This window comes from Dokdonia sp. LLG6352-1 (assembly GCF_045055815.1).
Taxonomy (GTDB): Bacteria; Bacteroidota; Bacteroidia; order Flavobacteriales; family Flavobacteriaceae; genus Dokdonia; species Dokdonia donghaensis.
The window spans coordinates 2454195-2469691 of the sequence record NZ_CP159329.1; the positions used below are offsets into that span (position 1 = coordinate 2454195).

At 38.4% G+C, this 15497-nt stretch carries 12 protein-coding genes and 3 tRNA genes; 14 read left to right on the top strand and 1 reads right to left on the bottom strand.

What is annotated here, in order from left to right:
* Positions 1-68: 68 nt before the first annotated feature.
* The 8 genes from ABVM49_RS11015 (at position 69) to ABVM49_RS11050 (ending at position 7469) form a co-directional block, all read left to right on the top strand.
* Entirely contained in the window at positions 69-1187 is a 1119-nt protein-coding gene (locus ABVM49_RS11015) for an NAD(P)/FAD-dependent oxidoreductase (RefSeq protein WP_405201938.1), read from the top strand.
* Positions 1187-1894, top strand: coding sequence for a methyltransferase domain-containing protein (locus tag ABVM49_RS11020; protein ID WP_405201939.1), 708 nt, complete (start codon positions 1187-1189; stop codon positions 1892-1894). The genes ABVM49_RS11015 and ABVM49_RS11020 overlap by 1 nt, the downstream gene beginning before the upstream one ends.
* Positions 1891-2943 carry a type III polyketide synthase gene (locus ABVM49_RS11025; protein WP_405201940.1) on the top strand — a complete coding sequence of 351 codons (1053 nt, stop codon included), beginning with the start codon at positions 1891-1893 and terminating at the stop codon, positions 2941-2943. The genes ABVM49_RS11020 and ABVM49_RS11025 overlap by 4 nt, the downstream gene beginning before the upstream one ends.
* Positions 2944-2949: 6 nt before the next feature.
* Positions 2950-3741: an SDR family oxidoreductase gene (locus ABVM49_RS11030; RefSeq protein WP_405201943.1), complete on the top strand. Its 792-nt coding sequence runs from the start codon at positions 2950-2952 to the stop codon at positions 3739-3741.
* The gene (locus ABVM49_RS11035; protein ID WP_405201945.1) at positions 3741-4184 is read left to right on the top strand and encodes a 3-hydroxyacyl-ACP dehydratase FabZ family protein; all 444 of its coding nucleotides are present in this window, start codon (positions 3741-3743) and stop codon (positions 4182-4184) included. Before ABVM49_RS11030 ends, ABVM49_RS11035 begins: the two co-directional genes overlap by 1 nt.
* Positions 4174-5448 carry a beta-ketoacyl-[acyl-carrier-protein] synthase family protein gene (locus ABVM49_RS11040; RefSeq protein ID WP_405201946.1) on the top strand — a complete coding sequence of 425 codons (1275 nt, stop codon included), beginning with the start codon at positions 4174-4176 and terminating at the stop codon, positions 5446-5448. The genes ABVM49_RS11035 and ABVM49_RS11040 overlap by 11 nt, the downstream gene beginning before the upstream one ends.
* Positions 5449-5501: 53 nt before the next feature.
* Positions 5502-5747, top strand: coding sequence for an acyl carrier protein (locus ABVM49_RS11045; RefSeq protein ID WP_298348757.1), 246 nt, complete (start codon positions 5502-5504; stop codon positions 5745-5747).
* Between the two features lie 303 nt (positions 5748-6050).
* Entirely contained in the window at positions 6051-7469 is a 1419-nt protein-coding gene (locus tag ABVM49_RS11050; RefSeq protein ID WP_405201947.1) for a helix-turn-helix domain-containing protein, read from the top strand.
* On the opposite strand, the gene ABVM49_RS11055 is transcribed toward ABVM49_RS11050, so the two are convergent.
* Positions 7470-8234: a hypothetical protein gene (locus tag ABVM49_RS11055; RefSeq protein ID WP_405201948.1), complete on the bottom strand. Its 765-nt coding sequence runs from the start codon at positions 8232-8234 to the stop codon at positions 7470-7472. It abuts the gene before it with no gap.
* Positions 8235-8435: 201 nt separating this feature from the next.
* Between ABVM49_RS11055 and ABVM49_RS11060 the strand changes: the two genes are divergently transcribed.
* From ABVM49_RS11060 to ABVM49_RS11085, 6 genes are all read left to right on the top strand, one after another.
* Positions 8436-10292 (top strand): DNA topoisomerase IV subunit B, encoded by a 1857-nt coding sequence (locus tag ABVM49_RS11060; protein ID WP_405201949.1) that lies wholly within the window; start codon positions 8436-8438, stop codon positions 10290-10292.
* 36 nt (positions 10293-10328) lie between these two features.
* Positions 10329-13010, top strand: coding sequence for a DNA gyrase/topoisomerase IV subunit A (locus tag ABVM49_RS11065; protein ID WP_405201951.1), 2682 nt, complete (start codon positions 10329-10331; stop codon positions 13008-13010).
* 155 nt (positions 13011-13165) lie between these two features.
* Positions 13166-14884: a T9SS type B sorting domain-containing protein gene (locus tag ABVM49_RS11070; protein ID WP_405203675.1), complete on the top strand. Its 1719-nt coding sequence runs from the start codon at positions 13166-13168 to the stop codon at positions 14882-14884.
* Positions 14885-15085: 201 nt separating this feature from the next.
* Positions 15086-15174 (top strand) — tRNA-Ser (locus ABVM49_RS11075).
* Between the two features lie 69 nt (positions 15175-15243).
* A tRNA-Pro gene (locus ABVM49_RS11080) sits at positions 15244-15318 on the top strand.
* 14 nt (positions 15319-15332) lie between these two features.
* Positions 15333-15406: transfer RNA gene (locus tag ABVM49_RS11085), tRNA-Arg, on the top strand.
* Positions 15407-15497 lie beyond the last annotated feature (91 nt).

A 15497-nucleotide genomic window follows, 5' to 3' on the forward strand; every position in this document is an offset into this window, starting at 1 on the left:
ATTCATAAAATCCTTAAAACTTTAGTTTTAAGGATTTTTTATTGTCTCGCGGTTCGTAACTTCACAATGTGAGACAAGATTATGACATCATTATTGTAGGAGGTGGCCTTGCGGGACTAACCGCAGCTCTCCATTTATCCCAATCTGCTCATAGCATTCTTCTTATAGAAAAAAATGAGTACCCAAAACATAAAGTATGCGGTGAATATGTCTCAAATGAGGTTTTGCCGTATCTCAACCGTTTAGGTATTGATCCCATCGCTCACGGAGCAAAGGAAATTACAAAGTTTGCTTTCTCAGGTTTAAGCGGTGAGGTGCTTCGCATAGATTTACCACTAGGAGGTTTTGGTATAAGCAGGTATGCGCTAGATTATATGATGTACAATAAGCTTATTGAAAACGGCGTCACCGTTGAGAGAGCAAGCGTTTTGGACATAACGTATGATGATCAGATTTTTGAAGTTGCCATAGCTGGTAAAAGTTATAGAACACCACACGTAATAGGAGCCTACGGAAAGCGAAGTACGCTAGATATTACGCTTTCGCGAAAATTTATATCCACCCGTTCTCCTTGGCTCGGTGTGAAGGTACATTATCAAGCAGATTTTCCAGAAGATCAAGTTGCCTTACATAACTTTAAAGGCGGGTATTGTGGTCTATCTAAAGTAGAGACAGATGCTGTAAATGTTTGTTATCTGGCAGATGTTGCATCATTTAAAAAATATAAAGATTTAGATACCTATCGAGTTGAAGTATTAGAAAAGAATAAAGAGCTCAAGTCGTTTTTCGCGAAAGCGAAACCCTTGTTTAATAAACCACTCACCATAAGTCAGATATCCTTTCAGAACAAGCAGACTGTGGAGAATCACATACTTATGATAGGTGATAGTGCAGGTCTTATACACCCGTTATGTGGTAATGGTATGGCGATGGCGATACATAGTGCTAAGATTGCTAGTGAGTGTTTATTAGAATATCTGGCATACCCAAAAAGTAGAGCGCACCTAGAGCAAAATTATACCAAGCAGTGGAAGGCTGCATTTACAACCAGAATGCGCAACGGTGCTATTATACAGCGAGGCTTGCAAAGCGATACTATCACTAAAGTAGGTGTGAGAGTTTTACAGCAATCACCTAGATTACTTACTAAGATTATAACATCTACTCACGGCAAAAACCTCTTATAATGAATTTTAATAAACGTAGTACTGCTCCAGAATTAATGGATGACCCAGAGTTGCCAGAAGCAGACCTACGTCTTGCTCTCAAAGATCTAGCTGTGGTAAACAAATACTTAGGCGGTAACAAGATAACAATCAATGCGCTTGAGGATATGATTACCTCACAACCCGATAAAAAACATTGGAGAGTGATAGATGTAGGTTGTGGAGATGGAGAGGTTTTAAGACAGATTGCAAGACATTTTGAAAACCTAGATTATAAGATAGATTTTATAGGGCTTGATATAAATGAGAAGAGCATTGCTAGAGCAAGAAAGAAGTCAGAAGGTATCTCACATCTCGCGTTTAGTACTCAAAATATACTTACGCTAGACGCTGCTACCGCAGGGTGCGATATTATTTTATGCACCTTAACAATGCATCACTTTACAGACCAGCAAATCTGTACCTTTATTAAAACCTTTGTGCAGCTTGCAAGTACGGGAGTGATTATAAATGATTTGCAGCGCAGTATGATTGCATATCGTTTGTTTCAGCTTTTTAGCGGTATATTTATGAAAAGTAAGATTGCTAAATATGATGGTAAGGTTAGTATAGCTAGAGCCTTCAAAAAAGAAGAATTAGAAACCTATTCAAAACAACTCGCACTAGATAGTTATTCCATACAATGGAAATGGGCATTTAGATACTTGTGGGTTATAAAAACAATATGAGCGTAAAAATCACAACGGTAGCAAAGCAGTTGCCACAGTACTCTCGCACCACAGAGGAGATCTTGCCTTTTTTAGACATATGGTTAGACGGGCAAGAAGATCGCTTTAAGAGGAAGGTAAAAAAGATTTTTGGCAATGCTGCTGTAGACAAACGCTACAGTATAATGGCACCAGAGGAGGTATTTACTGCTACTAGTTTTCAAGAAAAAAACGATATCTACACGCGAGAGGTTGTAAAGCTAGGAGAGCAAGTGCTCTCAAAAGCACTTGATAAAGCTGCGTGGGAGGGGCAATCGCTAGATTTTATAATAACAGTGAGCTGTACAGGTATTATGATACCTTCACTAGATGCCTATTTAATAAATGCATTAAATTTAAGACAAGACATTGTACGCCTTCCAGTAACAGAGATGGGATGTGCAGCTGGTGTAAGTGGTACCATTTATGCAAATGAGTTTCTCAAGGCAAATCCTGGCAAGAGAGCCGCGGTAATTGCTATAGAGAGTCCTACGGCTACCTTTCAGCACGATGATTACTCTATGGTAAATGTGGTGAGTGCGGCAATTTTTGGTGATGGAGCTGCCTGCGTTTTATTATCGAGTAGAGAAGAAGATAAGGGACCAGAGATAGTAGATACCGCAATGTATCACTTTTATAATGCACAAGAGATGATGGGTTTTAAGCTCGTGAATACAGGTTTACAAATGATATTAGACCAGCAAGTACCACAACAAATAGCAGATAAGTTTCCAGATATTATACACCCGTTTCTCGCACAAAATGGATTTAGTATAGAAGATGTAAACCACCTTATATTTCATCCAGGAGGCCGTAAAATTGTCGAGACGGTAGAAGACCTTTTTGGTAAACTAGGTAAAAATATAGATGATACAAAAGAGGTTCTAAAGTTGTATGGTAATATGAGTAGCGCCACTGTTTTGTACGTTTTAGAACGTTTTCTAGACCGACAGTGTGCTCCGGGGGATCTAGCGATAATGCTTAGTTTTGGTCCTGGTTTTTCGGCACAACGCGTACTTTTAAAATGGTAATAAGAGATGAGTCAAAGCTATAAAAACAAATATGCTGTTATACTGGGTGGAAGTGCTGGATTAGGCCTTGCCACGGCAAAGAAGCTAGCCCACGAGGGTATGAATATTATTATCATACACAGGTCAAGACGTAGTGTGGTGGCAGCTTTTGAAGATGCTGTGCGGGAGATGGAGGTCTCTGGCTGTGAGATTATATCTTATAACACAGACGCACTTAACCCTAAGAAAAGGCAAGAGACTGTAGATGATATTTTAGCAAAACTCGGTAAAGGTGTCATTAAATTAATCTTACATAGTATTGCGCGCGGTAATCTAAAACCGTTGTATGATGCAGAAGGCGGGAATACACTTTCAAATGAAGATTTCAAGGGTACGCTGGATGCTATGGCAGTGAGTTATTATGATTGGGTTTCCGCTTTCGCGAAAGCGGAATTATTCACCCCATCTGCAAGAGCCATTGCGTTTACGAGTGAGGGTAGTAGTCGTGCGTGGCCACAATATGCAGCAGTTGCGGCGGCAAAAGCAGCTCTAGAGAGTATCTCTCGCGGAATTGCTCTAGAGTTTGCGCCGCTGGGTATAACGTCCAACTGCATACAAGCCGGCGTTACAGATACCGAAAGTTTACGCCTTATACCGGGTAGTGATAAGATGAAAGAAATGGCGGTTAAGAGAAATCCATACCAACGACTTACACTTCCTAATGATGTGGCAAATGCAGTGTATCTTTTAACAAGAGACGAGGCCTCGTGGATTAACGGTGCAACAATACCAGTAGATGGAGGTGAACACATAAGATAATGAGCGGAGAAGAAATCATTGCAGCACTACCATATGGCGAGCCATTTTTGTTTGTAGATACTATAGATATGGTTACAAAAGAGGAGATACACGGTAGTTATACCTTTAAACCCGAGGCTTTTTTTTACAAAGGCCATTTTAAAGATTTACCTGTTACTCCTGGAGTCATTCTTACAGAGTGTATGGCACAAATAGGTCTTGTAAGCTTAGGTATTTATAAAATGCAAGATAAGGACTTGTCTCAATTACAAGTAGCTTTCACAAATGCACAAACGGAGTTTTTAAAACCAGTATTACCAGGAGAGCGAGTAATAGTAAAAGCTGTACAAAAATACTTTAGATTTAATAAATTAAAGTGTACCGTAAAGTTATATGATGAAGGAGGTGATATTTGCGCTCAAGGTGAGCTAGCAGGAATTTTTAACACAAAAGATGAAGCATAGAGTAGTGATTACAGGTATGGGAGTATGTGCTCCTAACGGAATAGGATTAGCACAATTTTCAGATGCTATATTTTCGGGTAAAAGTGGTGTTACTTTTTATCAACAGCTAGCTGATTTGAATTTTGGCTGTCAGATTGCGGGACAGCCTGATGTTACTCCTGAGCTTTTAAAAGAATACTTCACTCCATTACAGTTACGTGATTTACAAAGTTCTGGTATTGAGTATGGTATGATAGCAGGTGTAGACGCTTGGAAAGATGCTGGTCTCAATATTATGGATAAGGATGCTGTAGACTATGATAGTGGGATCATTTTTGGGGTTTCGCTACTGGGTGCAGAAAAATTTAGAAGCGCTATTTACCAAACTGATGAGGGTAAAGTACGCCGCTTAGGAAGCACTACAGTAATCCAAACAATGGCAAGCGGGATAAGCGCCTACTTAGGTGGTTACATAGGTTGTGGTAATCAAGTTACAACAAATAGTAGTGCCTGTACTACAGGTCTTGAGAGTGTCTTAATGGGATATGAGCGCGTGCGCAATGGTGATGCTGTGCGTATGCTAGTAGGGAGCTGTAATGACAGTGGTCCTTACATATGGGGAGGTTTTGATGCTATGCGTGTACTTACTAAAAAATATAATGAGAACCCTACGGCTGGCAGTAGGCCTATGCAAGAAGATGCAAATGGTTTTGTACCGGGCAGTGGGGCAGGAGCACTTGTGCTAGAATCTTTAGATAGTGCACTGTCAAGGGGAGCTCGCATTTATGCAGAAGTATTAGGAGGAGCTGTAAATAGTGGAGGACAGCGTATGGGAGGTACTATGACAGCACCTAACAGTGAGGCTGTGCAGCACTGTATACGTACTGCTGTAAGAAATAGTGATATAGATAGTAGAGACATAGATACCATAAATGGTCACCTTACATCTACGGGAATGTGCCCTACAGAGATAAAAAACTGGAGTGAAGCGTTAGAGTTAAGGGGTAAAGATTTTCCTTATATTAATTCTCTCAAGAGTATGACTGGTCATTGCCTTGCTGCCGCTGGTAGCATTGAGACTGTCGCAACCATATTAGAACTTAAAAATAATAAGGTCTTTGGCAATATAAATACTGGTAATTTACATCCAGATATTAAGGGTATAATAGATGATAGCTGTGTGCCTAGTCATACCGTAAATAAAACAATTTCTATAGCGGCTAAGGCTAGTTTTGGCTTTGGAGATGTAAATTGCTGTATGATATTTAAAAAATTTACAGCCTAATATAAATATGATAGTAACCTGATGAGTAAGAATCTCATCACACATTTAAAGATATGAACACAAAGCATTACGACGAGTTAAAAAACATTATTAAAATCTATCTTCCAGAAGATGTTTCTGTAGATGATATTAAACCTACAAGTCATCTCACTCAAGAGCTTAATATAAATTCTGCAAATCTGGTAGACATCGTATTAGATGTAGAAGATCATTTTGATATTACCATAGAGGATGATGAGATAGAAAAGATGGAAACTGTAAAATCTGCTATAGAAATTATAGAAGCAAAGGTTTTATAAGACTTTTTGAAGTAAAATAAGTTATTCGAAAAGCTCTCGATAGGGGGCTTTTTTATTTGTAGTACATTTCTTTATTAAAAATAACACATTTTTATTCCGAAGTATATTTACTTTATTTTTTGTGCTAACCGATAAAAACTTACTTTTTAATAGATTGATTTCCAGTATTTTAAGTTTAGTGTGGTTTGGGATTAATATAATTTGTAATTTTAGTCTGTAAGTAAACTTTTATCGGTGCATACTTATAATCAATGGTTTATACGATGTTTTTGTACCTTGCAGACATCAATCAAACGAACACTTATGAAATCATCATTCATTGTATTATTACTTTTTCTAAGTATCCCGCTAGTCGCTTTTTCAAATCCTACGATAGACCCAGACGAAAATGCTACACAAGAAACTCAAGAAGGACTTTATATTGATACAGCAAGTGCGCTAGAGCGTGAGGCCATTTTGTATACCAAAAATGGGCAAGAAGATAAGGCGGTAGCATCTCTCGAAGCTTATATTGTAAAAACTGGTGATTTCTCTATTTTAGAAAATAGCGCATATGAAGTTCTAAAACGTAATAACGGCTTTATTGAATTAAAAGATAAGTACTTAGTTAAGTTTAGTATGGGTACTTTTTTCTATTTGTATGTAGGGTTGATAGGTATATTTATTGCCCTCATTCTAAATGCGAGAAAAAAGCAAGATAAAATGGCAAATGGTCTTATAAGTCTCTTTGTCTTTATGCACTCTTTTTTCTTAATACACGTAGCACTTTATTTATCTAATTATGTGTATTATGAGCCGCACACATTATCGATGTCTGCGCCGTTTTCATTTTTATATGGTCCTGTACTTTACTTTTACTTTAAGCGAATTACAAAAAATTATGAGTTTAAAAAGACAGATGCACTGCATTTAATACCTACGGTTATATTTTTAATACTGCTCATTCCAGTATTTGCAATGTCTGCCGAGGGAAAATTAGAGATTATGCTTGGTGAAGGCTCTTACTCTACACTACCGTATTTAGTGCCGGCCACTATATGTAAAATAATATCTCTTGTAGTCTACGGATTTTTTACCATTAAACTCTATCTAAATAATAAGCAAGCAGCAAACGTTGAGATAAAGCAATTGCGTTTACGTCGTAACATAGTTGTTGTGCATAGCGTGTATGCAGTGTTTTATGCCCTTTATGCATTTATATTAATACAGTATAGTTTTGGAAGTGATTTGTTGCATATTCAACTTTTAGCGATGACAGGCCTTGTATTATATGTTGGGTATGTGGCTTACTCAAATCCACAGGCGCTTATTGGGACCACGGTTGTTAAAGTAAAAAAGGCAGTAAACAAATATCAAAACTCTGGTCTCACACCGAGTTTCTCAAACGAACTCAAAGAGCAACTTGTCAAGTTGCTAGAAGAAGATAAATTGTACAGACAAAGTACTCTCAAACTGGAGTATGTTGCAGAGCGACTAGGTACAACACGTCACAATGCTTCACAGGTAATAAATGAGCATTTTGGCCTTAATTTCTTTGAACTTATAAATAAATATAGAGTAGAAGAGGCTATGGAACGTTTAAAAAACAACCCAGAAAACCTTAACATCATAGATATTGCCTATGAGGTAGGCTATAATAACAAAGTGACTTTTAATAAGTCATTTAAAAGATTTTGTGATCTCACACCTACACAGTTTCTCAAGCTTGAAAATGTGAGCTGATCATTGTATTAAATAGTTGGAATATTCATAATCGGCTCTCAAGTAGAGTCGATTTTTTTGTGCGTCTGTGCGGTAGCTTTTACGCTTTCGCGAAAGCGTAAACCCTTTTTTATTAATCATTTCCTCATTAATTACCAGGCTATAATGATCTGAAGTTTGTACCCAGTACCCCAGCCAGTCTAATGTCGACTCTTCATAATAAAGATACCAAGTATCTGTGCCATCTTGAAAAGTCACTTTAAGCTCGTGCGCTGGTTTACCTTGAAAATCTGTAATACCTAAGTACGTTTTTACCGAGCTATCTGTATCTAGCGTGTAGGGAAGACCTAGCACAAAAGTTGCGGCATATAATTTGTTTTGTAGAGCCTTCTTGCTTACAGATGTATCACGTGTACCATCCTTAAACTGCAGTATAGCAGTATCCCTCTGTATGAGTTTGTACGTGTGTAGGCTATCTTTCCAGGTAATGGATCTCACAGCACCATTTGTATAATCATAGGTGTGTTTTTCGAGACGGTCTATTTCGGTAATGCTGTCTTTATCATAAAGTTTGAATGCTTTTTTAAAAGAGAGTGATTTTATACCCTCGTAGTTTTCCTTTCCTCCGCTGGAGTTCATTATTTTTTTTAATAACGAGTTTCCAGTTATTATTTCTGGTTGCACATTCTTATCATTGGTGTTAAATATGATTATTAATGCTACTGCAACAGCTCCAGCTATAGCAATAAGTGCAAGTCTTCTTTGTAAACCTCTTAGTATGGCCATAAATATGATTTAACAAATGGTAAGATACAAATAGTGGCTGTTTATGGTAGTAAAAAGTGGATGATCTAGGAGTGTTTCTTTTCGCGAAAGCGTATAAAATATAGCAATCAACAATAGCATTTTAAAATTGTTAATTACTTCTTTTTTTTGTGCTTACTTAACCCATCGCAAGTCCTTATATTAGCGACTCCACGACATTTTATGGCTCAAGAAACACAATACAACGAAGATAATATACGCTCCCTCGACTGGAAGGAGCATATCCGTATGCGTCCCGGGATGTATATAGGTAAACTAGGCGACGGCTCAAGTGCAGATGATGGTATCTATATCCTTGTAAAAGAGGTGCTGGATAACTGTATAGATGAATTTGTAATGGGTGCGGGTAAGACCATTGAGATTTCTATACAAGGCGAAAAAGTAATCGTACGCGATTACGGCCGTGGGATTCCGCTAGGAAAAGTGGTTGATGTGGTTTCAAAAATGAACACGGGTGGTAAGTATGACTCGCGTGCATTTAAGAAATCTGTAGGACTTAATGGTGTAGGTACAAAGGCGGTAAATGCACTTTCTAATTATTTTAGAGTAGAGTCTACAAGAGATGGTAAATCTGCAAGTGCAGAGTTTGAGCGTGGAGAGCTTACAAATCAAGACTTGCTAGATGAGACTTCTCGTAGGCGCGGGACTAAGGTTTCGTTTGTACCAGATAGTGAGATATTCAAGAACTTTAAGTTTCGCTCTGAGTATGTGGAGCGCCTTATAAAGAATTACGTATACCTTAATCCGGGTCTGACCATTGTTTTTAATGGTGAGAAGTTCTTTTCTGAAAATGGATTAAAAGATTTATTATCTGAGTCTATAGCAGAGGGGGATAGACTTTATGACATTATTCATCTTAAAGGTGAAGATATTGAGGTCGCAATCACACACAGTAAAACGCAGTACTCAGAAGAGTATCACTCTTTTGTAAACGGGCAGCATACCACTCAAGGAGGTACACATCAAGCGGCATTTAGAGAGAGTATCGTGCGTACGATACGAGAGTTTTATGGTAAGAACTATGAAGCTTCAGATATTAGAAAGTCCATTGTTTCTGCTATAAGCATCAAGGTGATGGAGCCTGTTTTTGAGTCGCAGACTAAGACCAAACTAGGTTCTACAGATATGGGAGGAGATTTACCTACGGTAAGAACCTACATAAATGATTTCTTAAAAACCGCCCTTGATAATTTCTTGCATAAAAATCCGCCAGTGGCAGATGCCTTGCAACGTAAGATTTTACAAGCAGAGCGCGAGCGTAAAGATCTCTCTGGAATAAGAAAACTTGCAAAGGAGAGAGCAAAAAAAGCGAGTTTACACAATAAGAAATTAAGAGATTGCCGTATACATCTTACAGATAGCAAGAAAGCCCGAAACCTAGAGACTACACTATTTATCACAGAGGGAGACTCTGCATCTGGATCTATAACAAAGTCACGAGATGTAAACACACAAGCGGTTTTTAGCCTTAAAGGGAAACCTCTCAATAGCTACGGTCTTTCTAAAAAGATTGTTTACGAAAACGAAGAGTTTAACCTATTACAAGCGGCACTTAATATAGAAGAGTCTATTGAAGATTTGCGCTATAACAACATTGTAATCGCTACCGATGCCGATGTAGATGGTATGCACATACGCCTGTTACTAATTACATTTTTTCTTCAGTTTTTTCCTGAAGTAATTAAGGAAGGACATCTGTATATACTTGAGACGCCACTTTTTAGAGTACGTAATAAGAAAGAAACCATATACTGCTACAGTGATCAAGAAAAGGCAGATGCGATGGCAAAGCTAGGCGCAAAGCCAGAGATTACTCGATTTAAGGGGCTTGGTGAGATATCGCCAGATGAGTTTCAGTTCTTTATAGGAGAAGATATGAGACTTGCACCCGTGATGCTTGACAAAGCACTTATGATAGAGGAACTTCTTTCATTCTATATGGGTAAAAACACCCCAGATAGACAGAAGTTTATCATTGAAAATCTAAAGGTAGAATTAGATAGAATAGTAGAGGAGTAAAAGAATAACGCTTTCGCGAAAGCGTAAACCATATCAATGAGCGAAGAAATAAACGACCATAACCAAGACGAAGAATTAAACTCAGATATGCTTCCTTCTGAAACTGGAGAAGGTGCCGGAGAGACCATCACCCGTGTCTCTGGAATGTTTGAAGATTGGTTTTTAGACTATGCATCTTATGTAATACTAGAGCGCGCTGTACCTGCAATAGAGGACGGCTTTAAGCCTGTGCAGCGACGTATTATGCACGCACTTAAGGAGCTAGATGACGGTCGTTATAATAAAGTAGCAAATGTGGTAGGGCACACAATGCAGTATCACCCTCACGGTGATGCGAGTATAGGTGATGCAATGGTGCAAATAGGTCAGAAAGATCTCCTTATTGATACACAGGGTAACTGGGGTAATATTTTAACCGGAGATCGCGCGGCAGCATCTAGATATATTGAGGCACGCCTCTCAAAATTTGCACTAGACGTTGTTTATAACCCAAAGATTACAGACTGGCAGGCCTCTTATGATGGGCGTAAAAAAGAGCCTATAAACTTACCGGTAATGTTTCCTTTATTACTTGCTCAAGGAGCAGAGGGAATTGCCGTAGGCTTAAGTACCAAGGTGATGCCTCACAATTTTATAGAACTCATAGATGCTTCTATAAAACATCTTAAAGAAAAGCGATTTACTATTTATCCAGATTTTCCCACAGCTGGTATTGCAGATTTTACAGACTATAAAGATGGTTTAAGAGGTGGGAAGATACGCTGTCGTGCTCGTATGAGCCAGCAGGATAAAAACACGCTAGTAATTACTGAGCTACCTTTTGGACAGACTACTACATCGCTCATAGATTCTATCCTTAAAGCAAATGATAAGGGTAAAATAAAGATAAAAAAGATAGAAGATAATACCTCTGCAAATGTTGAGATTCTTGTGCATTTACCTAGTGGTATTTCTCCAGATAAAACCATAGATGCATTGTATGCATTTACAAATTGTGAGACATCTATATCACCACTAGGTTGTGTTATTGAAGATAACAAGCCACTTTTTGTGGGAGTGTCAGAAATGCTACGCAGGTCTACAGATCGCACAAAAGAGCTACTCAAATCTGAGTTAGAAATCCAGCTTGGAGAATTTGAAAACCAATGGCATTATGCTTCACTAGAACGTATTTTTATTGAGAATAGAATTTATCGTGATATTGAAGAACAAGAGACTTGGGATGGTGTAATTAAAGCTATAGATGAAGGTTTAAAACCTCACATAGGTCACTTAAAACGTGCTGTGACTGTAGAAGATATTACACGTCTTACCGAGATACGTATTAAGCGTATTTCTAAGTTTGATATAGATAAAGCACAGCAGAAGATAGATGCACTTGAGGATCAAATAGCCCAAGTAAAACATCACTTAGATAATCTTACACAATACGCTATAGATTATTTTACCCGTCTCAAAAAAGATTACGGAAAAGGAAAAGAACGTAAAACTGAGATCCGTGTTTTTGACGATATTCAAGCGGCTAAAGTTGTCTTAAGAAATACAAAACTTTATGTGAACAGAGCAGAGGGCTTTGTGGGTACTTCTCTTAAAAGAGACGAGTATGTTACAGATTGTTCAGACATAGATGATATTATTGTATTTACAAAGTCTGGATCTATGATGGTGGTTAAGGTGGAGTCTAAAACCTTTATAGGTAAAGACATCATACACGTAGCTATCTTTAAGAAAAAAGATAAACGCACCACCTATAATATGATTTACAGAGCAGGTAGTGGACTGCCTACTTATGTAAAACGTTTTAATGTTACCTCTGTCACACGTAATAATGATTACCAGCTTGCTGGTGATAAAAAAGGAGCACAAGTACTCTATTTTAGTGCAAATCCAAATGGTGAGGCAGAGCTTGTTACCGTCTATTTAAGAGCTGTAGCCTCTGTAAAGAAGCTTAGACTTGAGGTAGACTTTGCAGATGTACTCATAAAAGGGAGATCTTCAAAAGGAAATATTGTCTCAAAAAATGCTGTAAAATCTGTAGAGCTTAAGGAGAAAGGCCTTTCTACGCTCAAGCCTCGTAAAATATGGTTTGACGAGACTGTGCAAAGACTCAATCTTGATGAGCGCGGAGATCTTCTGGGAGAATTTAGACCAGATGACAGATTACTTATCATTAACCAGCACGGTAACGTGCGTACCATTATACCAGAGGTAACGCACCACTTTGATGATGATATGATTGTACTAGAGAAGTGGGTGCCTAAAAAGCCTATAACCGCAATTTATTGGGATGGAGAAAAGGAACGTTACTACGGTAAGCGCTTTTTAATAGATAGTCCAGATAAGGAAGAAACCTTTATTTCAGATCATAGCAACAGCCAGCTAGAACTTGTATCTACAGACTGGAGGCCTGTTGCAGAGATGGTTTTTTACAAGCAACGTGGTAAAGACCAGCGTGAGAATGAAACAGTCTCTATGGAAGATTTTATCGCTATAAAGGGTATTTCGGCAATGGGTAATACGTTCTTTACCGAAAAGCTAAAAGGCCTCAACTGGATAGATTCTCTACCTTATGAAGAAGTGCAAGAAGTAGCTAAAACAGAGATAGAAGTAGTAGACGAGAAGGTTGTTAGTCCTTCAGGAGACGCTACTGCACAGGGCACAAAGCCTAGTGATGATGAAAACAGGGATGACGGCGAAGGACAAACTACCTTATTTTAATAGCACAACATTTGAGTATTTTAAACTCAATAACCAGTTTCAATCCTACGAAAACATAAATTAGTTTGCCGTATATTTGGTAGACTAGACTTATTTTATGTGGTAGTATTATGAAGCAGTTAAGACATTATATCAATTTAAAGATCCTTTCTTTGGTGGTATTTGTTCTTTTTTCCGCTTTCGCGAAAGCGTATACTACATATGATCCCTGCGCATTACTTACTTCACCCGCACAAGGAGCTACAGATGTAGGAGTAACCGAAACGATATTTTTTGAAGATATACCTGGTGCGGTGAGTTACTTTGTAGATCTAGGGACTACCCCTGATGGCATAGACATTCTTAATAATTATAACGCAGGAAGTACCCCGCAGTTTACAGCCCCACAAGGATTTCCAGAGAGTACATTAATATATATTACTATAAGAGGTTTTTTTCCGAGCGGAAATACCGTGAGTTGTGATGCTCAATTTTTTACTACAGAAGATAATACGCTTCCACCGGGATGTACAGAAGTTGTTTCTCCCATAAATGGCGCTGTAGATGTATCTGTAAGCACAAGCATTTCGTGGTCTTATGCTCCACGAGCTACGGGTTATATTATAAACATAGGCACATCGCCAGGGGCCACAGATGTTATAAATGGGCAAGATGTGGGTAACACGCTTACGTTTACACCACCATTTGACTTAGAGTCTGATACAACATATTACATTACAATAATACCTTATAATGAAAACGGGCAAGTTACTACCTGTACTGAAACTAGCTTTACTACTGAGGTCATAGCATCTGAGATACCGGAGTGCACGCAACTTTTTAGTCCTATAGATGGAGCAATAGAGGTCGCTCTTACACCACTGCTTGAGTGGTTTCCGGTAGATAATGTAGAAGGCTATTTGATTAAAATAGGCTCAACTCCAGACGGCGATGATGTACTAGCAAATACAAACATAGGGTTAACCACATCTACACCTGTAATAGACTTTGAGGAAGGCGTTACCTACTATGTAACCATCACACCCTTTAATGCAGCTGGGCAAGCTCAGAATTGCACGCAAACCAGTTTTACAACAACCCTGGGCTGCGGACCGTATACAGACGGTATTACAGGTGAAATGGTTGATCTTAACCCTGTAATTAATCTTGAAGATTCTTATGAGATTTGTGAAGAACAATCTCCCTTGCAGTTAAGTTATCCAGATCCCTATGAATCTATCTTTTGGTATGAGATTATAGAAGGGCAGCAACAACTTCTCTCATCAGATCCTAGTATTGCTATCACTCAGACAGGCACATATATGCTAGAAGTAAAAGAAGAGGCGATGGTAGAGGCAGGTTTTGTAATCTGCACAGCCACGCATATGTTTGACGTGACTATATCTACAGCTCCTGTAATAAGTAATCTAGTTATTTCAAATCAAGGTGCAACGGCAAGTGTGCTTGTGGAGCTAGAGGAGGAAGGAAATTTTGAATTTGCTAGTGGTAATCCTGCAGGACCTTATCAATCTAGCCCATTATTGCAAAATATAAATCCATTAGATATACAAGTATACGTGAGAGATATAGGCGGCTGCGGTATGGATAGTAGAGTAATACGTCCAGATCCAGGTTTTCCAAAATATTTTACACCTAATGGTGACGGTATAAATGATACCTGGCAGGTAAGGGGAGTAGTAGTAAATGGAGAGACAGTTACTAGCATAGAGATTTATGACCGTTACGGTAAGCGATTAAAAACCATTTTGCCCTATGGTCTTGGCTGGGATGGAACCTACCACGGAAGACAGTTATTAGATAGTGGGTTTTGGTACAAAGCATATACAGCGTCTAACGTAATCTTTACGGGCTACTTTGCATTAAGACGACAATAGAATAGGTACGCTTTCGCGAAAAAATAAATTTATTTTATCATCAGTTAATTTAATTTATTATTGATTTTGAGAGCATTACCATTAGAGATTAATTTTTATGGTGAAGTTTATAAATTAATCCTCATTTTATTCTTGTTTTCTTGTATTTCTTGATGTACATTTGCATCCGCTTACAATAAGCAAGTTCATTTATTAGTGAAAGGAGAGGTGCCTGAGTGGCCGAAAGGAGCGGTTTGCTAAATCGTCGTAGGTGGAAACACTTACCCAGGGTTCGAATCCCTGTCTCTCCGCAAATTTCAAAAAAAGTCTATTTATAGATTTCTTTTTGATGTATGGGATTATGCACTTTGTGCAGGTCTCGGGGTATAGCGTAGCCCGGTTATCGCGCCTCGTTTGGGACGAGGAGGTCGCAAGTTCGAATCTTGCTACCCCGACATTTTGTTGATTAGGGCTCTTAGCTCAGCTGGATAGAGCACCTCCCTTCTAAGGAGGCGGTCGAAGGTTCGAATCCTTCAGGGCTCACAACATTCAAGAAACCACATCTTTTATAGATGTGGTTTTTTTGTTTAGCCTACTTCCATTTACATTTTCATATAAAGACCTTCCACCTCAT